This is a genomic window from Paracidovorax konjaci (genome assembly GCF_900112675.1).
Classification (GTDB): domain Bacteria; phylum Pseudomonadota; class Gammaproteobacteria; order Burkholderiales; family Burkholderiaceae_C; genus Paracidovorax; species Paracidovorax konjaci.
In genome coordinates, this window is sequence record NZ_FOMQ01000007.1 from 1 (window position 1) to 25,048 (window position 25,048).

Here is a 25,048-nt window from a genome sequence, read left to right on the forward strand (position 1 = left end):
GGCGCCTTCCCCCCGAGGGGGGACGACGCCTGTGGCCCGGCAGAGCCGGTTCCACGGCGTCCGCTGGCGTGGCCTGCTCCGCGGCCATCGGATGGGTAAAGCCGCTGCAACGCAGCCGGCAGTGGGCCATGGCGGCAGCTCTGGGGCGCCTGCGGCTCGGCAGAGCAAGGCCGCTGCAATGCAGCCGGCAGTGGGCCGTGGCGTACCGCGCGGCGGATGGCTGAGATGCTCGACCGCATCACCGCGTCCCTGCCTTCGCTTGCGCCCGCCGAGCAGCGCGTGGGGCAGCTCGTGCTGCAGGATGCCCGCGCCTTCGCGCGGCTGCCGGTGCGCGAGCTGGCTGCGCGCGCGGGGGTGAGCAAGCCCACGGTGGTGCGCTTTTGCCGCAGCATGGGCTACGACGGGCTGGCCGATTTCAAGCTCAAGCTCGCCGGCAGCGTGAGCGAGGGGGTGCCCTTCATCCACCGCAGCGTGGATGCCGACGACAAGACGGGCGATGTGCTCGTGAAGGTGGTGGACAACGCCGTCGCCGCGTTCCTGCAGTACCGCAATGCCGCCAGCACCAAGGCCATCGAGCAGGCGGCCGGCGCCATCGCGGCCACCTGGCAGACGGGGCGGCGCATCGAGTTCTACGGCGCCGGCAATTCGGGCATCGTGGCGCAGGACGCGCAGCACAAGTTCTTCCGCCTCGGCGTGACCAGCCTCTCGACCAGCGACGGCCACATGCAGGTCATGAGCGCCACCCTGCTGGGGCCCGGCGACTGCGTGGTCATCGTCTCCAACTCCGGCCGCACGCGCGACCTCATGGATGCGGCCGACATCGCGCGCAAGAACGGTGCCACCACCATCGCCATCACCGCGAGCGGCTCGCCGCTGGCGAGCGCCTGCCACATCCACCTGGCGGCCGACCATCCCGAGGGCTACGACCGCTACAGCCCGATGGTGTCGCGCCTGCTGCACCTGCTGGTGATCGACGTGCTGGCCACCTGCGTGGCCCTGCGCATCGGCGAGCCGCTGCAGCCGCGCCTGCAGCAGATGAAGGACAACCTGCGGGCCAAGCGCTACACCTGACGCGCCGCACCAGGGTCCACGCGATGCCGACACCCCCGCTCCTTGCCATCCATCTGCTGAACGCAGGCAATGAACTGGGCACCCATGCGGATGCGCTGCGGACCGCCCTGGCGCCCGTGGCGGCATCGGTGCCGCCGCGGCTGCCGCTGCAAGGCGTCGATGTGCTGGTCTATCACGATCCGGCCTCCACCATTCCGGAGCTGGGCGCGGGTGGGTACACGCCATCCGCGCACCGCGTGTTCCTGCCCATCGACGTGCGTCGCCACGAAGCTGACCCCGTGGCGTTCGGCCACGCGCTGCGCGGCCTGCTGGCCCACGAACTGCACCACTGCGCGCGCTGGGCCGGACCCGGCTACGGGAACACCCTGGGCGAAGCCCTGGTCAGCGAAGGGCTGGCGTGCCTGTTCGAATCGGAGTGGGGGGTCGGCGGTCCACCGTTCTATGCGCGTTCGCTGTCGCCTGCCCAGATCGAAACGTTCTCCGCCCTCGCCCGTACCCACTGGGACCGGACGGACCATGGGCACGCGCAGTGGTTCTTCGGCACCCAGCCGGACACGCTCCCCCGCCATGCAGGCTATGCGCTCGGATATGCGATGGCGGTGCGGCACGCTCGGCGGACCGGCCTTTCGGCCTCGCAACTGGTGCATGTTCCAGCGCGGGCATTCCTTGCGGATCTTGGGGGCAAGGAGTGAGCGCCGGCCCCGCCCATGCCCAGGAGCGCCGCCCGGCGCACGCCGCCGGCATCGGGGAATGCCAGGCGCCCGACGTCCGGGCTCCGGCCACGCATTCCCGCTGCCGAAGCCGTTGAGCGCTGCGTGCGCCAGCCTTGGCTTGGCACTTGGGCCAGCGGCGCCGCCCCGCGCAGACGCGCGGTCCAGCGACTACAGCACCCGTTGCCGTCGTCATGGGAACAGAGCACTGCACAGGATTTCCGCACCGCAGAAATGACAAAAACATCCTCCATTCAGTGGAATTCAATCATATATTTGATAAATGTGATTTTGAAGCCCAACAAATGGAGCATTTCTCATGCACATCCTTCGACAAATCAAGATCGGCCCCCGGCTGGCCCTGGGCTTCGGCGCCCTGCTGGTGCTCCTTCTGTTGCTGGGCGCCTTCGGCATCTTCCAGCTCCGCAGCCTGAACCACCACGCCAGCGAACTGGGCACGAACTGGCTCCCCAGCGTGCGTGCGGTGGGTGACATCCGCTCGATCATGAACGACGGCCGCCGTGCCAGCCTGCGCCGGGTCGTGGACCCGAGCCCGGGCGTCCGGCAGGAACTGCTGGGCAGGATCAAGGCGGCATTCGAAACCCGCCTGCCCGCGGCCCTCGCCGTTTACGAGCCCAAGATCTCCTCCCCGCAGGAGCGGCAGCTCTTCGAGACCTTCCGCGGCCGCCTGGAGGACTACCGGGCTTCGGAAACCAGGCTCGTCACCCTCTCGGATACCGAAGGCTCGGGGCTGGATGCGCGCGCCCAGGCCGCGGCAGCGTCCGCGAAAGCGTTCTCGGAAGCGACCGACGTGCTGGGCCAGCTCATCCAGCTCAACGAGGAAGGCGGCACCCAGGCCGCCGCCGCTGCCAGCGCGGGCTACGAGCGTGCGTTGGCCGTGTTCATCGCCGTGATCGCGGTGTCCCTGCTGAGCGGGCTGGGCCTTGCCGTGGCGGTGACGCGCTCCATCACCCGGCCGCTGGAGACCGGCGTCGCCGTCGCCACCGCGGTGGCCGAGGGCGACCTCACCTCGGCGTTCCACATCGAGGGCAAGGACGAGCCGGCCGCGCTGCTGCACGCACTGCAGCACATGAACCTCCGGCTCGTGGAGATGGTGGGCCAGGTGCGCCACGGCAGCGAGAACATCGCCACCGGTGCGGCCGAAATCGCCATGGGCAACGCCGACCTGAGCCAGCGCACCGAACAGCAGGCCAGCAGCCTGGAGGAAACGGCGGCATCGATGGAGGAGCTGAGCAGCACCGTCAGAACCAACTCGGACACCGCCCGCGAAGCCAACCAGCTCGCGGCGCGGGCGGCGCAGGCCGCCGAGCAGGGCGGCACCATCGTGGGCCGCGTGGTGGAGACGATGCAGGAGATCGCGGCCTCCTCCGGAAAGATCTCGGACATCATCGGCGTGATCGATTCCATCGCCTTCCAGACCAACATCCTCGCGCTGAATGCCGCCGTGGAAGCCGCACGGGCCGGCGAGCAGGGCCGGGGCTTCGCGGTGGTGGCCGGCGAAGTGCGCACGCTGGCGCAGCGCTCGGCGCAGGCGGCCAAGGAGATCAAGGCCCTCATCACCGACAGCGTCGGCAAGGTGGACAACGGCAGCACGCTGGCGGGCAGCGCCGGCCAGAGCATGGACGGCATCGTCGCGCAGGTGCGGCAGGTCAGTGCCCTCATCAGCGAGATCGCCAATGCCTCCGCGGAGCAGAGCAGCGGCATCGGGCAGGTGGGCGAGGCGGTGAACCACCTCGACCAGGTGACGCAGCAGAACGCCGCGCTGGTGGAGGAAAGCGCCGCGGCGGCCGCCAGCCTGCGCTCGCAGTCCGAGCAGCTCAGCGCGCTCGTCGCGGTCTTCCGGCTCGAACGCGCATCCGTGGACGCTGCACCGGCCCGCACGGTCCATGCCACGCGCCCGCAGCTGCTGCGGCACGCACTGGCAGCCGCCTGAGCGTACGTACCAGCGCGCAGCGCCACGGTCGCACGGTTTCCGGATGGTGCTCCGCCGCAACACCTTGCGCCCCCTGAGGCACCGGGGCGGGCGCCGGCCTGCAGGACAAAGGCGCATGTGGGCCGCGTGTGCGAAAACGCACCGACACGGTGGAGCCCGCACAGGCACACTGCGGAGCATTCAAACACCTTGCACCGAGGAGCGTCCCCATGAGCCTGTCCCCCACCCCGTCCCGCCCCCTGTCGCCCACCACCGATGACGCCGGCAAGCTCGTGCTGCGCCTCGCGCTGGGCGTGCTGATCCTGCTGCACGGCATCTTCAAGATCCAGTACGGCGCCGGATTCATCGTCGGCATGCTGGAAAAGGCCGGCCTGCCCGGCGTGCTGAGCTACCTGGTCTACGTGGGCGAAGTGCTGGCCCCGCTGCTCGTGATCGCCGGCGTCGCCACCCGCGCGGGCGCCGCCATCATCTTCGTGAACATGCTCGTGGCCTTCGGCCTCGTCCACATGGCCGACCTGTTCTCGATGACCAAGCAAGGCGGCTGGGCCCTGGAGCTGCAGGGCATGTACCTGTTCGGCGCACTGGCCATGATGCTGCTGGGTGCGGGCCGCTACAGCCTGGGCGGCGCCAACGGGCGATTCAACTGAGAAGGACTCCGGCAGGACGGACCCGGCGCCGCGCGCCCCCTGCCTGCCGCCGGGGTACGCACCGGAGGCAACCCGGGCCTTGTCTTGTCTTTGCCTTGTTCCGCGAGCCGCCGGCAACCAATGGCTCGCGGCCCCCTCACACCGCTGCCGCGGCCACGGCCGTGCCGAGCGGGATGCGCCCTTCCTCGATCCCGTGGCAGGCCACGCGCGTGCCGCCGTCGTCGATGAGCTGGGGCCGCTCGGTGCGGCAGCGGTCGTTGGCGTAGGGGCAGCGCGGATTGAAGGCGCAGCCCGTCGGCGGGTTGAGCGGATTGGGCACCTCGCCCTGCACGGGCGTGCGGGCGCGGCTGGTGTCGTGCATCTTCGGGATCGCGTCCAGCAGCATGCGCGTGTAGGGATGGCGCGGCGCGGCGAACAGCTCGCGCTTGTCGGCCAGCTCGACCAGGCGCCCCAGGTACATCACGCCCACCTGGTCGCTCACATGGCGCACCACGGCCAGGTTGTGGCTGATGAAGAGATAGGTCAGCTTCCGCTCGCGCTGCAGGTTCTTCATGATGTTGAGCACCTGCGCCTGCACCGACACGTCGAGCGCCGACGTGGGCTCGTCGCACACGAGGAACTCGGGCTCGGTGGCCAGCGCGCGCGCGATCGAGATGCGCTGGCGCTGCCCGCCCGAGAACTGGTGCGGGTACTTCGACATGTCGAGCGGCGAGAGGCCCACGGACTGCAGCAGCTCGCCCACGCGCTGGCGCAGCTGCGCCCTGTCGGTGATGAGGCCGTGCTCGCGCAACGGCTCGCCGATGATGTCCTCGACGATCCAGCGCGGGTTCAGGCTCGCGTAGGGGTCCTGGAAGATCATCTGGATGCGCCGGCGCATGGCGCGCGCGTCCCGGCCCTTGAAGGCCGCGTGCGCATCCTCTCCATCGAAGGTGAGTCCGCCGCGCGTGGGGTCGTACAGCCCCACGAGCAGCCGGGCCACGGTGCTCTTGCCGCAGCCGGATTCGCCCACGAGCGCCAGCGTGCGGCCCTTCTCGATGGTGAAGCTCACACCGTCCACGGCGTGCAGCAGCGCGCGCGGCTTGCCTTCGAGCACGCGGTTGAGCCACGGCGCGGAGACGTCGAAGGTCTTGGCGAGATCGTGCGCCTGCACCAGCGGCGCGGCGGACGATGGGGATCGGGAGGTCGGAGTGTGTGCGGTATCGCTCATGACACGGCTTCCTGGATGACGGCCGCGGCGTGCGGCGTGGCGGCGTGCAGCCAGCACGCCGCCTGCGTGGGGCCGGCGGACAGCAGCTCCGGGCGCTCCACGCGGCAGCGGTCGAAGGTGTGGGGGCAGCGCGGGTTGAAGGCGCAGCCCGGCGGAATGGCGTTGAGCCGCGGCATCGCGCCGTCGATCTGGTTCAGGCGCTCGCGCTCCTGCTCCATGTCGGGGATGGAGGCCATGAGCCCCGCCGTGTAGGGGTGCGCGGGGTGGTTGATGACCTCGTGCACCGGGCCGATCTCCGCGATGCGGCCGGCGTAGAGCACGGCCACGCGGTCGCAGGTCTCGGCGATCACGCCCATGTCGTGCGTGATGAGCATCACGGCCGCGCCGCGCGATTTGCAGATGTTCTTGAGCAGCTGGATGATCTGCGCCTGGATGGACACGTCGAGCGCCGTGGTGGGCTCGTCGGCCACGATGAGCTGCGGCTCGGCCGCCAGCGCCAGGGCGATCACCACGCGCTGGCGCATGCCGCCCGAGAACTGGTGCGGGTAGTGGTCCACGCGCTGCTCGGCCGCGGGAATGCCCGTGTCCTTGAGCAACTGGATGGCGCGGCGCCGCGCCTCCGCCGCGTTTACGGGCAGGTGCGTACGGATCGTCTCGGTCAGCTGGTGCCCCACCGTGTAGAGCGGGTTGAGCGAGGTGAGCGGGTCCTGGAAGATGGCGCCGATGCGGCGGCCGCGCACGTGGCGCATCTTTTCCTGCGGCAGGTTGTCGATGCGCTCGCCCTCCAGCAGGATCTGGCCGGAGGCGACCCGCCCCGGCGGCTCCAGCAGGCCGATGATGGCCGCGCCGGTGAGCGACTTGCCCGCCCCCGATTCACCCACCACGCCCAGGATCTCGCCGGGCTCGATGGAAAAGGAGATGTCGTCCAGCGCGCGCAGCGTGCCGCGGCGGCCCGGGAATTCGACGACGAGGTTCTTCACTTCAAGAAGGGACATGGCAGGCGATCCATCCGTTATCCATTGCATTCCGCGCGGCGTGCGCCACTGGCGCCGCCCAGGCCGGCAGACGCCGCGGAACTGGCTTTGCCGGGCCGCCGGCGGCGTCCCCCTGCCCGCCGCGCGCAGCGCGGCGAGAGCGGGGGGAAGCGGTGCAGCCGCTCAGGGGGGTGTCTTTCATGCTTTAGCTCTAGCGCAACCGGGGATTGAGCGCGTCGCGCAGCCAGTCGCCCAGCAGGTTCACGGAGAGCGCGATGAGCACCAGCATCACGCCGGGAAACACCGTGATCCACCACTCGCCCGAGAACAGGTAGTCGTTGCCGATCCGGATCAGCGTGCCGAGCGAGGGCGAGGTGGGCGGCGCGCCCACGCCCAGGAACGACAGCGTGGCCTCGGTGATGATGGCCGTGGCCACCTGGATGGTGGCCAGCACCATCACCGGGCCCATCACGTTGGGCAGCACGTGGCGGCGCATGATGCGCAGGGACGACACGCCCGTCACGCGGGCGGCCTGCACGTATTCCTTGTTGCGCTCCACCAGCGTGGAGCCGCGCACCGTGCGCGCGTACTGCACCCAGCCCGTGAGCGAGATGGAAATGATCAGCACGCCGAAGGCGAGCGACTCGTGCGCATTGGGGAACACGGCGCGGCCCACACCGGCGATGAGCAGCGCCACGAGGATGGCGGGGAACGACAGCATCACGTCGCACAGGCGCATGAGCACGCTGTCGATCCAGCCGCCCTTGAAGCCGGCCAGCAGGCCGAAGGCCACGCCCACCACCACCGAGAGCACCACCGAAGCCAGCCCCACCACGAGCGAGATGCGTGCGCCGTAGATCAGCGCCGAGAGAATGTCGCGGCCCTGGTCGTCGGTGCCGAAAGGGTATTTCCAGGAGCCGCCCTCGCTCCATCCGGGCGGCAGGCGCGCATCGCTCAGTTCGAGCGTGGTCAGGTCGAACGGATTGTGCGGCGCCACCCAGCCCGCGAACAGCGAGCAGAACACGCAGACCAGCGCGATGGCCGCGGCGCCGATCGCCACGGGGGAGGTGCGGAAGCTGTAGCCGACATCGCTGTCGAACCATCGGAAGAGCGTTTTTTTCATCGTGGAGCTTCGGAAGGAACACTGGGGGCGGTGCGGCTGCCGCCGGTCCGCGCGGCCCGGCCGCACGGGTGGATGGGTCAATCCGCCGTCATTTCGTGATGCTCATCCACTTGAACGGCATGAAGTTGTCGGCCATCTGCACCAGCGCCACCTTGCGGGAGACGCCCCAGGCCAGGGCCTGCTGGTGCAGCGGAATGTGGCCCACGTCGGCGGCGTGGATCTCGAACGCCTCGCGGATCATCGCGTTGCGGCGCGTCTTGTCGGTCTCCGACTGGATCTGCCGCGTGAGCTGGTCGACCTTCGCGTTGCAATAGCTGCCGAGGTTGAATTGGCCCGCGCCCTTGTCGTCCACACAGGCCACCAGCGCATTGAGCGCGTTGTGCGCGTCGTAGGTGGCGGGCGACCAGCCCAGCATGTAGAAGCTCGTGTCGCGGCGCAGCACCTTGGGGAAATAGGTGCCCTTGGTCTCTGCCTGCAGGTTCACCTTCACGCCGATGCGCGCGAGGTTGGCGGCCACGGCCTGGCAGATGCGCGCATCGTTCACATAGCGATCGTTGGGGCAGTTCAGGCCCACCTCGAAGCCGCCCGGATAGCCGGCCTCGGCCAGCAGCTTCTTCGCGGCGTCCGGGTCGTAGGGCAGCCGCTTCATGTCGGCCTGGAATCCGTTGACGCCCGGCCCCACCAGCAGCGCCGACGGATTGGACGCGCCGCGCATCACGTTCTTGCGGATGCCGTCGATGTCGATGGCTTGGTAGAAGGCCTGGCGCACGCGCTTGTCCTTGAAGGGGTTCTTGCCCTTCACGCTGGAGTACTGCAGCTCGTCGCGCTTCTGGTCCATGCCCAGGAAGATGGTGCGCAGCTCCGGGCCCGTCACCGCGCGCGTGAGGGGGCTTGTGTTCACGCGCTCGATGTCCTGCACCGGCACCGGCTCCATCACGCCCACCTCGCCGGAGAGCAGCGCGGCCACGCGGGTGGCGTCGTTGCCGATGGGGGTGTAGACCACCTCGGCCACGTTGCCCTCGATGCTGCCCCAGTACTGCGGGTTGCGCGCGAACACCGTGCGCACGCCGGGCTGGCGCTCTCGCAGGCGGAACGGGCCCGTGCCGTTGGCACGGAACGACGCGGCGTTCTCCACGCCCTTGCGCCGGTCCACGGGCACCGTGGCCTGGTTCGTCTCGCACCACTTGCGGGGCATGATGTACACGAGCGTGAGCACGTCCGGCAGGATCGGGTACGGCGCCTTGGTCTCGATCTCCAGCGTGTAGTCGTCGATGCGCCGCACTTCCTTGAAGTCGTTGGTGTACGTCTTCATGTCCGAGCCTTCGGCCTGGGTGCGCGCGAGCGAGAAGATCACGTCGTCGGCGGTGAACGGCGAGCCGTCGTGGAATTGCACGTTGCGGCGCAGCTCGAAGCGCCACACCGTGGGCGACATCTGCGCCCAGCGCGTGGCCAGCGCGGGCGCGAGGCTCAGGTCCTTGTTGCGGCCCACGAGCGGCTCGTAGACGTTGCCCGTCACGCTGAGCTGCAGGCTCTCGTTGAGCGAATGCGGGTCCATCGACAGCGCGTCGCCCTGGTTCGCGATCCGGATCGTCTGCGCGCTTGCTACTGAAACCATAGCAAACAATGCAGTGGATACGGCGGCATGGAGCACTTTTTTGCCGAGGTTCGTCATGGGAGGCCTGCAGTGGATGTGGAATCCGTCGGGGAAATGAAAAAGGGATCGTCGGGCCGCCATGGCAGCCTCATGCCGCCGCGGGCAGCGGCATGGCCTGCTCGACCAGGCCCGCGTGCAGCGCGGCGCCCAGCGGCAGGATCTCGTCGTTGAAGTCGTAGCGGTTGTTGTGCAGCGCGCTGTGGCCGGGGCCCGTGCCCTGGCCGATGCGCAGGTAGGCGCCGGGCTTGCTCTGGAGCATGAACGAGAAGTCCTCGGCGCCCATGCTGGGCTCCAGGTCGCGCACCACGTTCTCCTCGCCCACCAGGGAGGCCGCCACGTCGCCCGCGAACCGGGCATCGCCCTCGGTGTTGATCGTGGCCGGGTAGATGCGCTCGTAGCGCACGGTGGCCGTCGCGCCGAAGCCGAGCGCCACCGCGCTGCACAGGTCCTTCAGGCGCTGCTCGACCATCTCCTGCACCGCGGGCGAGAAGGTGCGCACGGTGCCCACCAGCGTGGCCGTGCCCGGCAGCACGCTGAAGGCGCCGAGATCGCCCGCCTGGATCGCGCAGAGGCTGACGACCGCGCTGTCGAGCGGCCGCACGTTGCGCGAGACGATGCCCTGCACCGCCGTGATGATGTGCGCCGCCACGAGTACCACGTCCACCGTCTGGTAGGGATGCGCGCCATGGCCCCCGCGCCCGGCGATCTCGATCGTGATGCGGTCGGCGGACGCCATCATCGGGCCCGGATTGAGCCCGATGGTGCCGGGCCGCATCGCGGGCCAGTTGTGCATGGCGTACACCGACTGCACGGGGAAGCGGTCGAAGAGGCCGTCCTCGATCATCACGCGCGCACCGGCGCAGCCCTCCTCTCCGGGCTGGAAGATCAGCACGGCCGTGCCGTCGAAATGCCGCGTGGCCGCCAGGTAGCGCGCCGCGCCCACCAGCATGGCCGTGTGGCCGTCGTGGCCGCAGCCGTGCATCAGGCCGGGTTTGCAGGACTTCCAGGTGAAATCGTTCTGCTCGGCCATGGGCAGCGCGTCCATGTCGGCGCGCAGGCCGATCATGCTGCCGCTCGAGCGGCTGCGGCCGTGGACCACGGCGACGATGCCCGTGCGCCCGATGCCGTCGTGGATCTCGTCCACCCCGCAGACCTTGAGTGCCTCCTTCACGCGCGAGCCCGTGTAGACCTCTTCGAAGCCCAGCTCGGGGTGCGCGTGCAGGTCGCGGCGGAACGCGGTCAGTTCGGGATGGAACTGCGCGATGTGCGAGAAGGCGCGGCCGCCGGCCCGCAGGCGCGCCGGCTGGGCGATCGATGCTCCGGTGGTCGCTGCGGCAGCCATCTCAATGGCCTCCGGCCTTGCCCACGCGCAGGCGGGGGTCCACGGCGAAATACAGCAGGTCGACCACGAGGTTGATCACCACGAAGATCAGCGCGATCAGGCAGAGGTAGGCCGCCATCACGGGAATATCGGCGAACGTCACGGCCTGGATGAAGAGCAGCCCCATGCCGGGCCACTGGAACACCGTCTCGGTGATGATCGCAAACGCGATCAGGCCGCCCAGTTGCAGGCCCGTGATGGTCATCACCGGCACCAGCGTGTTCTTGAGCGCATGGCCGAAATGGATGGCCCGGTCGGTCAGGCCACGCGCCCGCGCGAACTTGATGTAGTCGGTGCGCAGCACTTCCAGCATCTCGGCGCGCACGAGGCGCATGATCAGCGTGAGCTGGAAGATCGCGAGCGTCACCGCGGGCAGCGTGACGTGGTGCCACCCCTTGGCGCTCAGCAGCCCGGTGCTCCACCATCCGACCTGCGTGACCGGGCCGCGCCCGAAACTGGGGAACCACCCCAGATGCACCGCGAAGACCAGGATCAGCAGGATGCCGATCAGGAACGTGGGCAGCGACACGCCCAGCAGCGACAGCGTCATGAACAGCTGGCTCGTGAACGTGCCGCGGCGCAGCGCCGCATAGACGCCCATCGGCACGCCGATCAGCAGCGCGAGCACGGCCGCTACCAGCGCAAGTTCGAGCGTGGCGGGGAACCGCTCGGCGATCAGCCGGGACACCTTCGCCCCCTGGCGCAGGCTCAGGCCGAATTCGCCCTGCGCCGCATTCACGAGGAAGTGCCAGAACTGCACGATGAACGGTTTGTCGAGACCGAGCGCTGCCCGCATGTCGCGGATCTGCTCCGGGGTCGCGTCCTGCCCGAGCAGGAAGGTGACGGGGTCGCCCACATACTGGAACAGCATGAAGGAGATGAAAGCCACCGCGACCATGACGATCACGGCCTGGATAAGGCGTCGCAGAATGAAGGCAAGCATCGGAGGAGCGGCAGTGAATCGGGCATGCTAGCAGGGCATGGCCCGGCCGCATGCAATACCCGGGCCATCGCGAATGGTGAAGGCGCGTGGGGGTGGGGAAATCCCTCCCGTCCCACGCGATGGGCTGTCACTGGACCTTGACGGTGCGCATGTCCACCCGGTTGTCGGCCCGGTGCACCAATTCGACGTTCTTCTTCATCGCCCAGGGAATGACCTGGTCGTAGAGGGGAATGTGCGAGACCGTGTCGCCCGACAGCTGGAGGGCTTCGGTCAGCATGCGGGCGCGCACCGGCGCATCGGTTTCGCTCTTGATGCGGTCCACGAGGTAGTCCATGCGCTCGTTGCGATAGCGCCCCACGTTGTAGTTGCCGTCGCCGCCCGTGCCCACGCTGCGCACGAGCGACTGCAGGCTGTAGAGCGCATCGAAGGTCGGCACGCCCCAGCCCAGCAGGTAGATGCTGGCTTCGGAGCGCTGGATCAGCGGGAAATACGTGACCTGCGGCATCGTGCGCAGCTTGGCCTTCACGCCGATGCGGGCCCACATCGCGGTCACGGCCTGGCAGATCGCCTCGTCGTTGATGTAGCGGTTGTTGGGACACGCGAAGTCCACCTCGAAACCGTCCGCATAGCCCGCATCGGCCATCGACTTCTTGGCGGCTTCCACGTCGTAGGGCAGGCGCTGCGCCACGGCTTCGCTCCAGCCCGCGACCTGCGGCGCCACCAGCGTGCCGGTCGGCTTGCCGAGCCCGCGCAGGATATTGCGCGTGAGCGCGTTCACGTCGATCGCTTGGTAGAGCGCGCGCCGCACCCGCACGTCCTTCAGCGGGTTCTTGCCCTTCACGCTGCTGCCCACCAGCTCGTCGCGGAACTGGTCCATGCCCAGGAACAGCGTGCGGTTCTCCAGCCCGTCGATGACCTTGAGCGGCGCTGCGGAGCGCAGGCGCGGCAGGTCCTGCGGAGAGGGATCGAGCACCATGTCCACCTCGCCCGACAACAGCGCCGCGACCCGCGTCGAGGCCGACTTGATGGGGGTGTAGACGATTTCCGTCACGTTGCCCTCCATCTGGCCCCACCAAGCCGGATTGCGCTTGAACACCATGCGCACGTCGGGTTGCCACGATTCGAGCGTGTAGGGGCCCGTGCCCATCGCGTTGCGGTGCGCGAAGTTCTCGTCCGTGCCCTTGAGGTCTTTGGGCTCGACCGAACGGTTCTTCTCGGCCCAGGCCCGGCTCATGATGCGCAGTTCGGTCAACTGGCGCAGCAGCACCGGATTGGCCGACTTGGTGAAGATGTCGATGGTCTGGTCGTCGACCTTCACCACCTTGTCGATGCCCTGCACGAAGGGGCCGTAGTTCGAGGTCTTGGCCATGGCCCGGGTCAGGGAGAACACGGCGTCGTCGGCCGTGAACGCCGAACCGTCATGGAACTTCACGCCCTGGCGCAGCGTGAAGCGCACCTGCGTCGGGCTCACCTCCCGCCAGGCGGTCGCGAGCACGGGCTCCACCTTGAACGTGCGGCTGTCGTAGTAGACGAGGGACTCGTACACGTTCGCATGGATGCCGTTCTGCAGCGCATTGTTCTGCGAATGGATATCCCAGGTCGATATCTCGCCCTGACTGGACCATTTGAAGGTCTTGGCGTGCGCAACCGGCACGGTGAACAGGGCCGCGGCAACCGCCGCGGAAACGATGGCCATGGGAAATCTCATCGGACGCACCTCTTTGGTCAAAAGAAGAAACAGGAACGAGAAAGCGCCGACCGGGAAGGAGCCCTTTGGAGGCCCTTGCGGCGAGGGAGATGTGGCTCCCTGCCGTGGCGGCGCGAGATGTGCAGCGACAGCGCTGGTGAGCACCTGCCGTGCAAGATGGGTGCCAGGCTGCCGAGGCGGATCGGCACCACCGGTGTGCACCGGTGGCCCTCCTCACGCGGCCTGTTCAGGGGGATCGAAAGAAAAAGCCGCCGGCGTCAGAACCGGTGGCGCAGGCCGATCGTGTAGCCCGTGCGGCTCTTGGCCCCGTTGGCTTGGCCCGCCGAATTGTTCAGGCTGACCTGGTCGCCCTTGAGCTTGGTATGGTCGATCTCGATGTAGGCGTCGGTGCGCTTGGAGAAGGCGTAGTCGAGGGCCATCGTGTAGAAATCGGCCTTGGCTTCGGCTGCGGCGACCGTGCCTTTCTGCTCCGCGCGGAAATAGTGCGCGCCCAGATTGATCTGCGGCGTGATCTGGTAGCCGGCGCCCACCTTGTAGATCGTGCGCTTGTTCGCCGCCAGGAACGCCGGGCCGCCGAACCCGCCGTTGATGCCGCCCTGCCACATCGCGGAGAGCACGGCACGGTCCACGGCCGTCAGGCCGTCGTCGACCTTGTTCTGGCCATAGCCGGCATTGAAGTACCAATCGCCCATGCGGTAGGAGCCGCCCACGGTCCATGCATCGATCTTCTTGCCCGACGCGAATTCGTAATTCTGGTAGCCCAGGCCTGCCGCCAGGCCGCCTGCGGCATAGCGCACATACCCGCCGGCCGTCTTGCCGCCAGTGGGGCTCTTCTCATCGAACGAATACTGCAGCCCGCCACGCCATGGACCGATCTCGGCCATGTACTTGATCATGTTGTCGGCACGGGCGCCGAGCGCGAAACCGATTTCGGGCTTGTACACGTCCATGTACGGCGAGTACGGGTAGGACGCGTAGGTGCTCGTGACCAGATCGAAAAGAATGTTGTATTGCCGGCCCAGCGTCACTCGGCCGAATCCGCCCTGCAACCCGACCCACGACTGCTGGAAGTACGGCGAGGCCGGCGTCCCGGTGTCGGCGCCGAAGCGGTTTTCCAGGTTCACCAGGGCCTTCGTGCCCCCGCCCAGATCTTCATTGACGTTGATCCCCCAGCGGCTCTGGGACATGCCACCGCCTACCATCTGATTCAGCGAGCCGCCCGCGTTGCCGGCAGGGCCCTCATTGTTGGTGTGGCGATAGGCCATGTCCACAATGCCGTAAAGCTGCACGCTGCTGGTACCTGCGCTCTGCGCGAGAAGAAGCGGCGACACCGTCGCCAGCGCTGCACAGGCAATGGTTTTTTTCACAAACGAAATACGCATGTGTTGTCTCTTTCTGCCAGGGGTAAAGGAAAATTCATTGTAGAAACGCCCTTTTTGGCGGGCCAGCCCATATGGCGCCTAGTTCACAGTCGTTTTCCCTAACTTTTGTTACATAGGCGACAGGCGAGGGAGATGACCAGCTCGGCAGTGAAAGCGACGCGCTGCCATGCCATCCGCTGCGGGCCCGAATGGGATGCCTGGAGGGAGTCGATACACGGCCGGCAGCAAGGACCGCGGTGAGTCGGGCGGCAGTCCGCCGAACATCGCCAAGAAGCACCAACACCCGTTCGTTGTACGGCGTCGGCAACTGCTGCTTGCCTGAGCAGCCTGCGGCGAACCGGCAACGCCGCTGGTCAAAAGTGGCCGAGCCGCCAGGCGCGGGCATTGCAGCTACGGAGGCGCCACGGGCGGCTGCTTAACGCCATGAGGCCAGTGCTGGCTTGGTGCAGCCGGCATGCACTCGATGGACAACGCCCTCGTGCGGTCGTAGCGCTCTTCTCTGCCGGGCCGGGCGCGCCGCGCGAATCTTCTGTCGCGCAATAGAAAAAGCCGCCGACCCTGAGGCCGGCGGCTTTTTGTCTTCTGGCGAAAAGCTGACTGTCGTCAGCCGATCATTAGAAGGAGTGGCGGATACCGACTTGGTAGCCGTTCACGTTGTTGCCCAGGCCGACAGCAGCGCCCGTCAGGCCGTTGGTGCCCGTCGTGCCGTTGCCCAGAACGCGGTTTGCGCCAGCCTTGTTGTCCAGGCGAGCGTACGTGCCGTACACGGCGGTGCGCTTGGACAGGTCATACACGTAACCCACAGCGAACACGCTGGAGTCGTTGTTGCTGTTCTTGTTGTTGACGTTGAAGTACGAAGCCTTGATGGAGCCAGGGCCAAGGGGAGCGGTCAGGCCGACCAGGTACGTGTTGTACTTGGTTTCAACAGCAGCATTGTCCTTTTCCGAGTGCCAGATCACGATTGGCTTCACGACGCCCAGGTCGTACGAACCGGCCACGGAGTAGCTGGTCACGTCTTGAGCAGCCGTTGCACCGCGCAGCTTGTCAGCAGCCAGGGTCACGCTCAGAGGACCGTTTTCGTAGCCACCGGCCAGGGCCAGGTAGTTGCCAGCCTTGTCGTAGGCAGCGTTGGAAGCGGTTTCACCGAATGCATAGTGCACCACGCCGAAGAAGCCACCCAGGTTGCTGGGGGTGCGGTAGCTCACGCCGTTGCCGATACGGGTGGGGGAGCCGAGCACGCCGAAGCCGAAGAAGTTGGCCACGCCAACTTGACCGAACGGATCATAGGAGCTGGGCTTGTCGTAGCCAGCGGTCAGTTCACGACCCAGGCGGACTTCACCGAAGTTGCCCATCAGGCTGACCGTGGAGCGACGCTTGAATTCGAAGCCAGGGCCCGTAGCACCACCACCAGCGCCGGTGCCGGTGTCGTTCTGGATAGCGCCTTCGAGCCAGAAGCCAGCCTTCAGACCACCACCGAGGTCTTCAACGCCACGGAAACCCAGGCGGCTCGTTGCATTGCCACTGTTGTACACGCCGGTCACGGACGAGTCGCCAGCGATACGGCCCACGCCAGCATCGACGATACCGAACATCGTGACGGAAGATTGAGCCATTGCAGCGCCGGAAGCAGCCAGCACAGCCAGGGCAATCAGGGATTTTTTCATTGCGAGTTACTCCAAGGTTAAACGAGGGCGCCGGTTCGGGGGGCTGGTACGCACAACATGCGCAGTCCGCCAACCCCGGGCCAACCTCCTGGTGGGGAAGTTGCCCTTATTGCAACAGAGGCGGTTCTGTTTCGCAAAGGAATTCCCGCACAATCGCCACGAAACACCCAATCCGTTGCAGTACCGCAACAACCTTCCGAGTGTCTCGGAATTGAAATATTGCAATACGGCCATGGACTTCTTGCTATTCTTTTTGAAGCAAGCCCATCGCTCCAAACCCCGATATTCATTGCCATGGACAAGATCCTGATAGCCGCCGACAACGCATTGCGCACCCTGTTTGCCAAGCCGCGGGCCTCCCAGGCCTCGCCCGCAAAAGGCATCCCGGAAGGCGATCTCTCCCCTGCCGAGCGGCGCAAGGCCGGGGCGCTGATGCGGGTCAATCACGTCGGCGAAGTCTGTGCCCAGGCACTGTACATGGGCCAGGCGGCAGTGACGCGGGATCCGGCGCTGCGCGCCCATCTGCTCGAAGCCGCCCGCGAAGAAACGGACCACCTGGCATGGACGGCGGAGCGGCTCGAAGCGCTCGGCAGCCGCCCGAGCCTGCTCAATCCGCTGTGGTTCGCCGGGGCGTTCGCCATCGGATGGACGGCCGCCCAGGTGAGCGACCAGGCCAGCCTGGGCTTCGTGGTGGAAACCGAAGACCAGGTGTCCCAGCACCTGCAGGGCCACCTGAAACACATGCCCCCGCGGGACGCGGCGTCGCTTGCCGTGATTGCCCGCATGCAGGCCGATGAAGAACGCCACGCCCAGGCCGCGCGCGCGGCAGGTGCCGCCAGCCTGCCGCCGCCGGCCCGCGCCGTGATGTCGGCCGCAGCGAAGGTCATGACGACCACGGCCCACTACATATAGAGAGCGCCGCAGGCCTGCGTTCGCCAGGGGCAGCCTGCCCCCTTTGCCGCCGGATCAGCCCTCGACGATGTCGAAGCCGGTGGTGATCTCGGCGGTCTTGCCGAGCATGATGCTCGCCGAGCAGTATTTCTCGTGGCTCATGGCGATGGCACGCTCCACCGCCGCGGCCGGGAGCGCCTTGCCGGTCACCGTGAATTGCATGTGGATCCGCGTGAAGACCTTGGGATCGGTGTCGGCACGTTCCGATGTGAGCTTCACGCTGCAGCCACGGACGTCATGCCGGCCGCGCCGGAGAATCAGCACCACGTCGTAGGCCGTGCAGCCGCCGGTGCCGGCGAGCACGGTCTCCATCGGGCGGGGCGCCAGGTTCTGACCGCCATTGGCCGGGTTGGCCGCATCCGGCGCGCCGTCCATCGCGAGCACGTGGCCGCTGCCGGTTTCTGCAATGAATCCCATGCCGGAGCGGGTTCCGGAGGCGCCGGTCCAGGTGACTGTGCATTCCATGTTGTTTTTTCCCATCAAATAAAAGGCAACAGGATGTTCCCGTTCGCCGTCCTCACAATTTTGCTGCATCGCAGCATCGCTTGCGCTACACTTTCAACCATGCGTTGCCCGACAGGGTGAATGGCAGAGGCTCCCAGCCTGGCCCAACGCGCCGATTGTCTCCTCCATCTCCTCAAAGGATGGATTCGGCCCCGGATCTCACGATCCGGGGCCGTTTTTTTTGCCTCCGGGCATGTGCGCCGTGCTCTGCGGTCGCGGGCCTATGATGGCGGCCCCGCCGCCCACCGTCGCGAACCCCGCATTCGAGCGGCCCGGCTCCGCCGCCCGCGCACCCCATGACGAAGACTTCCCCGCCCTCCCCCGCCCTCACCCCCGCCGATTACCTCAAGAAGATCCTCACGGCGCGTGTCTACGACGTGGCCGTCGAATCCGCGCTGGAGCCGGCGCGCGCGCTGGGCCGCCGGCTGCACAACACGGTGCTGCTCAAGCGCGAGGACCAGCAGCCGGTGTTCAGCTTCAAGCTGCGCGGGGCCTACAACAAGATGGCGCACCTCTCGGCCGAGCAATTGCAGCGCGGCGTGATCTGCGCGTCGGCGGGCAACCACGCGCAGGGCGTGGCGATGAGCGCCAAGCGGCTGGGCGCACGCGCGGTGGTCGTGATGCCGACGACGACGCCGCAGCTCAAGGTGGACGCCGTGAAGACGCTGGGCGCAGAGGTGGTGCTGCATGGCGACAGCTATTCCGACGCCTACGAGCATGCCGCGCAGCTGCAGCAGGCGCAGGGCCTGACCTTCGTGCACCCGTTCGACGATCCCGACGTGATCGCGGGCCAGGGAACCATCGCGATGGAGATCCTGCGCCAGCTGCAGAGCCTGGGCAGCAACCGCCTGGATGCCGTGTTCGTCGCGATCGGCGGCGGCGGCCTGGTGAGCGGCGTGGCCAACTACATCAAGGCCGTGCGGCCGGAGATCCGCATCATCGGCGTGCAGATGAACGATTCCGATGCCATGGCCCAGTCGGTGGCCTCCGGCCGCCGCGTGGCGCTGCCGGACGTGGGGCTTTTCTCCGACGGCACGGCCGTGAAGCTCGTGGGCGAGGAAACCTTCCGCGTGGCGAGCGGCCTCGTGGACGAATTCATCACCGTGGACACCGATGCGGTGTGCGCCGCCATCAAGGACATCTTCGTGGATACGCGCAGCATCGTGGAGCCGGCCGGCGCGCTGGCGGTGGCTGCGATCAAGCAGTACGTGGCGGCGCGCAAGACCCGCGGCGAGACGTATGCGGCCATCCTCTGCGGCGCCAACATGAACTTCGACCGGCTGCGCTTCGTGGCCGAGCGTGCGGAGGTGGGCGAGGAGCGCGAGGCCCTGCTGGCCGTCACCATCCCCGAGGAGCGCGGCAGCTTCCGCCGCTTCTGCGAGGTGGTGGGGCAGTTGCCGGGTGGCCCGCGCAACGTGACCGAGTTCAACTACCGCATCAGCGATGCCGCGCAGGCGCATGTGTTCGTGGGCCTGACGACGCACGGCAAGGGCGAGTCGGAGAAGATCGCGCGCAATTTCCAGCGCCAGGGCTTCGAGGCGCTGGACCTCACCCACGACGAGCTGGCCAAGGAACACCTGCGCCACCTCGTGGGCGGCCGGTCGGGCCTGGCGCAGGACGAACGGCTGCTGCGCTTCGTCTTCCCGGAGCGCCCGGGCGCGCTCTTCAAGTTCCTGAGCCTGATGCAGCCGAGCTGGAACATCAGCCTGTTCCACTACCGCAACCAGGGCGCCGACTACGGCCGCATCCTCGTGGGCATGCAGGTGCCGGCCGGCGACGCCGCCGCGTTCAGCGCCTTCCTGGAAACGCTGGGCTATCCGTACGTGGAGGAAACGCTGAATCCGGCCTACCGGCTCTTCCTGCAGGCCCCCGGGCACAAGGCTTGAAGCCTTTTCGCCTTCATGCCGCCGGATTCATTGAATAGTTTGCTACATATTTAATAGCAAATGCAGGGCATCCGCCATTTTCTGCTCGCGGTGCAGTTCTTCACGCGGATCCCGGTCACGGGCCGCTGCGCCGCCTGGGTGGGCTACAGCCCGGCGATGCTGCGCGCCAGCGCGGCGCATTTTCCCGGGGTCGGCTGGCTGGTGGCAGCGGTGGCGGCGGCGGTGTACGCGGCGCTGCAGGTCACGCTCGGCGCCCAGCCGTACGCGGTGCTGGTGTGTGCCGCGCTGAGCACGGCCGCCACGGTGCTGGCGACCGGGGGCTTCCACGAAGACGGGCTGGCCGATGTCGCCGACGGCCTGGGCGGCAGCGCGCAGCGCGAGCGGGCGCTGGAGATCATGAAGGACTCGCGCGTGGGCGCGTTCGGCGCCATGGCGCTCGTGCTGGCGCTGGCGGGCAAGCTGGCGTTGCTGGCATTGCTGGGCAGCCACGGGCTGGGCACCGCGCTGTGCGCCATCGCCGGGGCGCACGTGGTCTCGCGCTTCTGGCCGCTGCTGCTGGTCCGCACGCTGGGCCATGTGGGCGACACCGCCACCTCGAAAAGCAAGCCGCTGGCCGACCGGATCTCCGGCACGGCGCTGGCGGTGGCCGCCGGCTGGTCGGTGCCGGCGATGGCCCTCGTGGGCGGATCGCAGGGCGCCGCCGTGGCGGGGTTGGCGCTGTGCGCGAGCGCGGTGGCGGCAGGGGCGATGCGCGCCTGGTTCGCGCGGCGCCTGCAGGGGTTCACGGGCGACTGCCTGGGAGCCACCCAGCAGGTGTGCGAGATCGCGTTCTATCTCGGCATGGCCATGGCGCTGGGCGGGCCGGCGTGAGCGGGCGCCCTGCCCGCCTCTGGCTGGCGCGGCATGCGGCGCCGGTCGTGGCGCCGGGGCTCTGCTACGGGTCGCTCGACGTGCCGGCCGACGCGCAGGCGACGGCCGATGCCGCCCGCCGGCTGGCCGATGCGCTGCCCCGCGCGCCGCTGGCCGTCAGCCATTCGCCGCTGCAGCGCTGTGCGCAACTGGCGCAGGCGCTGCAGGCGGCCAGGCCGGACCTCGAACCCCGGCCCGACGCGCGGCTGGCGGAGATGGATTTCGGCCACTGGGAGGGCCAGCCCTGGAGCCGCATCGACCGCTCCGCCATCGACGCGTGGACGGCCGACTTCCATGGGCATGCGCCCGGAGGCGGCGAGAGTCTGGCGCAGATGATGGGCCGGGTGGACGCGGCGCTGTCCGAGGCCCTGCACGGCCCCGGCGGGAGCACCGGGGCTGCAGCGGACGTGCTGTGGATCACCCACGCCGGTGTGGCGCGCTGCGTGCGCTGGCGCCTGGCGCATCCAGGGCGGCTGCCGCGCTCCGACGAGTGGCCGGCCACGGCACCCGGCCTGGGCGAGTGGGAGTGCATCGATCTGCCCTGAAGGGGGCCGGGGCAAAGGCAGCCTGCTGCCGCAGAGGGATGGCGAAAAAGCGGCGCACCTGTCCAGGTTCTGCGGTTTCCGATCCCTGCGGAAAACGCCTCCGTCACCGGTGGTTACACCGGTTGCTCAGCGTCCTTTTTCAGGCACTTCGAGGGTGACGGTGGTCTCTCCGGTGGCCGAAGGACCGAGCCGCACCTGCCGGCGGCCGAGGGCCTGGACCACGAGCCCTTCGGCCACCGTGGCACCCAGGCGGAAGGGCCGAGCGGGCTGGTTGTCCACGGCGATGAGGGCCGCGCCGCCGCCGCTGGCCGTGCCCGCCAGCACGCCCTGCAGGGCGTAGCGGCTGGGTTCGCGCGCGGCCGGTGCGCTGGGTGCCGCCGGGCCGGCGCCCAGCAGGCGGGCCAGCGCCAACGCGTCGGGCTGGGGCGGCGCGGGAGCCGCCACGGGGGCCGAAAGGGGCGCAGGCCGCACCGCCAATTTCAGGCCCCAATAAACCACGCTGGCGCCTGCGAGCACCCACAGCGCGAGCGTGCCCAGCCGAACGCCCCAGGGGCCGTATGTGTTTGTCACCATGGCGCGATTATCATTGACCGGATATGTCTCCCACCCCCCCGAAGACCGCGATCTCCCGCAACGCAGCCGCCCTGGCACTGCACGCCCGGAACGCCCGCCGCCGGATCGCACGCGGCTTCACGCTGATCGAACTGATGGTGGTGCTCGTCATCATCGGCGTGCTGGCCGCGCTGATCGTGCCCAACGTGATCGACCGCGCCGACGAGGCGCGCGTCACGGCGGCCCGCACCGACATCACCAACATCGTCCAGGCGCTGAAGCTCTACCGCCTGGACAACCAGCGCTACCCCACCGCCGAGCAGGGCCTGCAGGCCCTCATCGCCCGGCCCGGCAGCGGCCCCGCGCCGGGCAACTGGCGCCCCTACCTCGAGAAGCTGCCCAACGATCCCTGGGGCCGGCCCTACCAGTACCTGAGCCCCGGCATCAAGGGCGAGGTGGACGTGATGTCCTTCGGTGCCGACGGACAGTCGGGCGGCGAGGGCAAGGATGCCGACATCGGAAGCTGGCAGTAAGCCCGCCGGCCCGCGGGCGCGGGCCCTGCGGGGCTTCACGCTGCTGGAGCTGCTCGTGGTGATCTCCCTGATCGCGATCGCCACCGCGGGCGTCGGCTTCGCCCTGCGGGACGATGGCCAGGCCACCCTGCAGCGCGAAGGCGAACGCCTGGCCGCCTTGCTGGAAGCCGGCCGCGCGCAGTCGCGCGCCTCGGGTGCGCCGGTGCGCTGGCGCGCGGCCGGGGGCGCCTTCCGCTTCGAAGGACTGGGCGGCAACCCTGAACCGGGCCACTGGCTCGATGCGTCCACCTACGTGGTCGGTCCGGCGCTGCTGCAGCTCGGCCCGGAGCCCGTGATCACGCCGCAGCAGGTGGTGATCGCCAGCCAGGCGCACCCGGGACGCGCCGTGCGCGTGGCGACCGACGGGCTGCGGCCTTTCGTGGCAGAGGCCCTGCCATGACCCCCCTTCCGACGCCCGGCGGCCGGCGGCGCCTGCACAGGCACGCGGGCTTCACGCTGGTCGAGATCCTCGTGGCGCTGGCCATCGTGGCCATCGCGCTGGCGGCCGGCACGCAGGCCGTCTCCGCGCTCGCGCGCAGCACCGCTCGGCAGGGCGACGTGATGCTGGCCCATGTGTGCGCCGAGAACGAACTGGTGAAGGTACGGCTGTCGCGCCAGATGCCGTCCATCGGCGACAGCACGGCGCCTTGCGAGCAGGCCGGGCTGCGCTACGACGTGGCGGTGACCGTGCGGCCCACGCCCAATCCGCAGTTCCGCCGGGTCGATGCGCAGGTCTTCGACGCCACGGGGCCGGTGCTGCGGCTCTCCACCATCGTGGGGAGGTACTGATGCTTCACGTGAGGGTGCCCCCCCTGAGTCGCCTTCGGCGCCTTCCCCCCGAGGGGGGACGCCGCCCGCAGCCCAGCGAAGCCGGTTCTGCGGCGGCTACTGGCATGGCCTGCTCCGCGGCCATCGGACACTGGGGGCCGCTGTGGCTCCATGCGCCGCCGGCTGCGCGCCGGGCCGCGGGCTTCACCCTCGTGGAGCTGCTGGTCGCGATCGCGATCATGTCCCTGCTCGCCCTCATGAGCTGGCGCGGCCTGGACGGCATGGTGCGTGCGCAGGAACAGACCCGCGCGCGCGCGGACGAGCTGCTGGTGCTGCAGGCCGCGCTGTCGCAGTGGACGGCCGACCTTGATGCGCTGCAGGCCATCGACCAGACCGAGCCCATCGACTGGGACGGCCAGGTGCTGCGCCTCACGCGCCGCGGAACGGCCACGCCGGACGAAGGCGCCTTCGTCGTGGCCTGGGCGCGGCGCGCCGTGAACGGCACCGACCAATGGCTGCGCTGGCAATCGCCGCCGCTGCGCACGCGCGGCGAATGGACCATTGCCTGGCAGCGCGCCGCGCTCTGGGCGCGCTCGGGCGGCGCCGGCAGCGCGGGCACCGAGCGCGGCGAGACCGTGCTCCTGCCGCTGGAGGGCTGGACCCTCTTCTACTACCGCGACGGCGCCTGGTACAACGGCCTGTCCAGCAGCGCCACGGCGTCCGCGGCGCAGGGCATCGGGCCCACGGCGCCGACCAACATCCCCGACGGCGTGCGCCTGCAGATCGTGCTGCCCCCCGGCCGTGCGCTGGCCGGCACGATCACCCGCGACTGGGTCAATCCCACCAACGGAGGGGGCAAGTCGTGATGCGGCGCCCCGGTGCTTTCCGCCGCCCCCCGGTGCGCGCGCGCGGCGCGGCGCTGCTGGCGGCCATGCTGACCGTCACGCTCGTGGCCACGTTCGCAGCGGCGGCCATGTGGCAGCAGTGGCGCGCCATCGAGGTGGAAACCTCGGAGCGCGCGCGCGTGCAATCCGCCTGGCTGCTGATGGGCGCGCTCGACTGGTCACGGCTCATCCTGCGCGAGGACCTCTTCGCGCGCGGCGGCGACGGCACCGACCACCTGGCCGAGCCCTGGGCCGTGCCGCTGGAAGAGGCGCGCCTGTCCACCTTTCTGGCCGCCGGCCCCGAGGGCACCTCGGAGCCGGACGCGAGCACCGACACGGCCAACGCCTTCCTCTCGGGGCAGATCATCGATCTGCAGTCGCGGCTCAACGCCTTCAACCTGATCGAAGGCGGCGCGGTGTCGGCCACCTCATTGCGCCAGTTCACCCGGCTCTTCGAATCCCTGGGCCTGCCGCAGCAGGAACTGTCGCAGCTGGCGACCGGGCTGCAGAAGGCGCTGGCGAACAGCACCGCCTCGCAAACGGCAGGCACGGCGGGCACCACGGTCTCCAGCGGGGCATCGGCCTCGGGGGCTTCGGCAACGGATCTCTCCAGCGTGCCGCTGATGCCGCGCAGCTTCACGCAGCTCACCTGGCTGGGGCTGTCGCCCGCCACCGTCACGGCGCTGGAACCCTACGCCACGCTGCTGCCCCGGCGCACGGCCGTCAACCTCAACACCGCCAGCGCGCAGGTGCTGCGCGCGAGCATCGACGGCCTGGACATGGCGGGCGCGCAGCGGCTCGTGCAGTCCCGGGAATCGAGCCACTTCAAGACCACTGCCGATGCCAGCCGCCAGTTGGGCGGTTCGGTGCAGATCGCGGCCGAGACCCATTCGGTCATGTCCACCTACTACGAAGTGCGCGGCCGGCTGCGCCTGGGCGACACCGTGGTGGAAGAGCGCTCGCTGGTCTACAAGGCCGGCAGCACCGCGCGCACGCTGTGGCGCGAGCGCGGCGCCTTCGTGAGGAGCCCGGCCGCCCCCCGCTGACCGCCGCCGGCGC

24 protein-coding genes are annotated in these 25,048 nt (G+C 68.8%); 13 read left to right on the forward strand and 11 right to left on the reverse strand.

Annotated features, from left to right (window positions below; all coding sequences use genetic code 11):
- Nucleotides 1-225 precede the first annotated feature (225 nt).
- From BM144_RS12065 to BM144_RS12080, 4 genes are all read left to right on the forward strand, one after another.
- The gene (locus BM144_RS12065; RefSeq protein WP_092952985.1) at nt 226-1,071 is read left to right on the forward strand and encodes a MurR/RpiR family transcriptional regulator; all 846 of its coding nucleotides are present in this window, start codon (nt 226-228) and stop codon (nt 1,069-1,071) included.
- A gap of 23 nt (nt 1,072-1,094) precedes the next feature.
- Complete coding sequence (locus tag BM144_RS12070) at nt 1,095-1,763, forward strand: DUF2268 domain-containing putative Zn-dependent protease (protein WP_092952545.1); 669 nt, start codon at nt 1,095-1,097, stop codon at nt 1,761-1,763.
- Nucleotides 1,764-2,100: 337 nt separating this feature from the next.
- The gene (locus BM144_RS12075) at nt 2,101-3,735 is read left to right on the forward strand and encodes a methyl-accepting chemotaxis protein (RefSeq protein WP_092952547.1); all 1,635 of its coding nucleotides are present in this window, start codon (nt 2,101-2,103) and stop codon (nt 3,733-3,735) included.
- Between the two features lie 209 nt (nt 3,736-3,944).
- On the forward strand, nt 3,945-4,382 hold the full coding sequence (locus BM144_RS12080) for a DoxX family protein (protein ID WP_092952549.1): 438 nt from the start codon (nt 3,945-3,947) through the stop codon (nt 4,380-4,382).
- Nucleotides 4,383-4,518: 136 nt separating this feature from the next.
- Here the strand turns inward: BM144_RS12080 and BM144_RS12085 are convergent, their stop codons facing one another.
- The 9 genes from BM144_RS12085 to BM144_RS12125 form a co-directional block, all read right to left on the reverse strand.
- Nucleotides 4,519-5,589 carry an ABC transporter ATP-binding protein gene (locus BM144_RS12085; protein WP_092952551.1) on the reverse strand — a complete coding sequence of 357 codons (1,071 nt, stop codon included), beginning with the start codon at nt 5,587-5,589 and terminating at the stop codon, nt 4,519-4,521.
- Nucleotides 5,586-6,584 (reverse strand): ABC transporter ATP-binding protein, encoded by a 999-nt coding sequence (locus BM144_RS12090; protein ID WP_092952553.1) that lies wholly within the window; start codon nt 6,582-6,584, stop codon nt 5,586-5,588. The genes BM144_RS12085 and BM144_RS12090 overlap by 4 nt, the downstream gene beginning before the upstream one ends.
- A 190-nt stretch (nt 6,585-6,774) precedes the next feature.
- On the reverse strand, nt 6,775-7,686 hold the full coding sequence (locus BM144_RS12095) for an ABC transporter permease (protein WP_092952555.1): 912 nt from the start codon (nt 7,684-7,686) through the stop codon (nt 6,775-6,777).
- A gap of 88 nt (nt 7,687-7,774) precedes the next feature.
- Nucleotides 7,775-9,301, reverse strand: coding sequence for an ABC transporter substrate-binding protein (locus BM144_RS12100; RefSeq protein ID WP_245783652.1), 1,527 nt, complete (start codon nt 9,299-9,301; stop codon nt 7,775-7,777).
- Nucleotides 9,302-9,428: 127 nt separating this feature from the next.
- The gene (locus tag BM144_RS12105) at nt 9,429-10,682 is read right to left on the reverse strand and encodes a M20 aminoacylase family protein (RefSeq protein ID WP_092952559.1); all 1,254 of its coding nucleotides are present in this window, start codon (nt 10,680-10,682) and stop codon (nt 9,429-9,431) included.
- 1 nt (nt 10,683) lies between these two features.
- Nucleotides 10,684-11,664, reverse strand: a complete 981-nt coding sequence (locus BM144_RS12110) for an ABC transporter permease (protein WP_092952561.1) — start codon at nt 11,662-11,664, stop codon at nt 10,684-10,686.
- A gap of 127 nt (nt 11,665-11,791) precedes the next feature.
- The gene (locus tag BM144_RS12115; RefSeq protein WP_434802662.1) at nt 11,792-13,360 is read right to left on the reverse strand and encodes an ABC transporter substrate-binding protein; all 1,569 of its coding nucleotides are present in this window, start codon (nt 13,358-13,360) and stop codon (nt 11,792-11,794) included.
- A 269-nt stretch (nt 13,361-13,629) separates the two neighbouring features.
- Nucleotides 13,630-14,754: a porin gene (locus BM144_RS12120; protein WP_092952565.1), complete on the reverse strand. Its 1,125-nt coding sequence runs from the start codon at nt 14,752-14,754 to the stop codon at nt 13,630-13,632.
- Nucleotides 14,755-15,368: 614 nt separating this feature from the next.
- Entirely contained in the window at nt 15,369-16,418 is a 1,050-nt protein-coding gene (locus tag BM144_RS12125) for a porin (RefSeq protein ID WP_092952567.1), read from the reverse strand.
- A gap of 294 nt (nt 16,419-16,712) precedes the next feature.
- Here BM144_RS12125 and coq7 point away from each other — a divergent pair, with 294 nt between their 5' ends.
- A complete protein-coding gene (gene coq7 / locus BM144_RS12130; RefSeq protein WP_092952569.1) occupies nt 16,713-17,330 on the forward strand; it encodes a 2-polyprenyl-3-methyl-6-methoxy-1,4-benzoquinone monooxygenase in 618 nt (205 codons plus the stop codon).
- Nucleotides 17,331-17,384: 54 nt separating this feature from the next.
- Here coq7 and BM144_RS12135 read toward each other — a convergent pair whose 3' ends face one another.
- Nucleotides 17,385-17,834 carry an OsmC family protein gene (locus tag BM144_RS12135; protein WP_092952987.1) on the reverse strand — a complete coding sequence of 150 codons (450 nt, stop codon included), beginning with the start codon at nt 17,832-17,834 and terminating at the stop codon, nt 17,385-17,387.
- A 335-nt stretch (nt 17,835-18,169) separates the two neighbouring features.
- Between BM144_RS12135 and ilvA the strand changes: the two genes are divergently transcribed.
- Genes ilvA through BM144_RS12150 form a run of 3 tightly spaced genes read left to right on the forward strand, consistent with a single transcriptional unit; the run spans nt 18,170 to nt 21,213 of the window.
- Entirely contained in the window at nt 18,170-19,759 is a 1,590-nt protein-coding gene (ilvA, locus tag BM144_RS12140; RefSeq protein ID WP_092952571.1) for a threonine ammonia-lyase, biosynthetic, read from the forward strand.
- 60 nt (nt 19,760-19,819) lie between these two features.
- A complete protein-coding gene (locus BM144_RS12145; protein WP_092952573.1) occupies nt 19,820-20,629 on the forward strand; it encodes an adenosylcobinamide-GDP ribazoletransferase in 810 nt (269 codons plus the stop codon).
- Nucleotides 20,626-21,213: a histidine phosphatase family protein gene (locus tag BM144_RS12150; RefSeq protein ID WP_092952575.1), complete on the forward strand. Its 588-nt coding sequence runs from the start codon at nt 20,626-20,628 to the stop codon at nt 21,211-21,213. The genes BM144_RS12145 and BM144_RS12150 overlap by 4 nt, the downstream gene beginning before the upstream one ends.
- 126 nt (nt 21,214-21,339) lie before the next feature.
- Here BM144_RS12150 and BM144_RS12155 read toward each other — a convergent pair whose 3' ends face one another.
- Nucleotides 21,340-21,786: a general secretion pathway protein C gene (locus tag BM144_RS12155; RefSeq protein WP_092952577.1), complete on the reverse strand. Its 447-nt coding sequence runs from the start codon at nt 21,784-21,786 to the stop codon at nt 21,340-21,342.
- A 23-nt stretch (nt 21,787-21,809) separates the two neighbouring features.
- On the opposite strand from BM144_RS12155, the gene gspG reads away from it, so the two are divergent.
- The 5 genes from gspG to gspK all read left to right on the forward strand — a co-directional run bounded on the left by gspG (nt 21,810) and on the right by gspK (nt 25,035).
- Nucleotides 21,810-22,298 carry a type II secretion system major pseudopilin GspG gene (gene gspG, locus BM144_RS12160; protein WP_092952579.1) on the forward strand — a complete coding sequence of 163 codons (489 nt, stop codon included), beginning with the start codon at nt 21,810-21,812 and terminating at the stop codon, nt 22,296-22,298.
- The gene (locus BM144_RS12165; protein ID WP_092952581.1) at nt 22,273-22,737 is read left to right on the forward strand and encodes a pilus assembly FimT family protein; all 465 of its coding nucleotides are present in this window, start codon (nt 22,273-22,275) and stop codon (nt 22,735-22,737) included. The genes gspG and BM144_RS12165 overlap by 26 nt, the downstream gene beginning before the upstream one ends.
- Nucleotides 22,734-23,126: a type II secretion system minor pseudopilin GspI gene (gene gspI, locus BM144_RS12170; RefSeq protein WP_092952583.1), complete on the forward strand. Its 393-nt coding sequence runs from the start codon at nt 22,734-22,736 to the stop codon at nt 23,124-23,126. Before BM144_RS12165 ends, gspI begins: the two co-directional genes overlap by 4 nt.
- 104 nt (nt 23,127-23,230) lie before the next feature.
- A complete protein-coding gene (locus BM144_RS12175) occupies nt 23,231-23,971 on the forward strand; it encodes a PulJ/GspJ family protein (RefSeq protein WP_092952585.1) in 741 nt (246 codons plus the stop codon).
- Nucleotides 23,971-25,035, forward strand: coding sequence for a type II secretion system minor pseudopilin GspK (gene gspK / locus BM144_RS12180; RefSeq protein WP_092952587.1), 1,065 nt, complete (start codon nt 23,971-23,973; stop codon nt 25,033-25,035). The genes BM144_RS12175 and gspK overlap by 1 nt, the downstream gene beginning before the upstream one ends.
- The last annotated feature ends 13 nt before the right edge of the window (nt 25,036-25,048 follow it).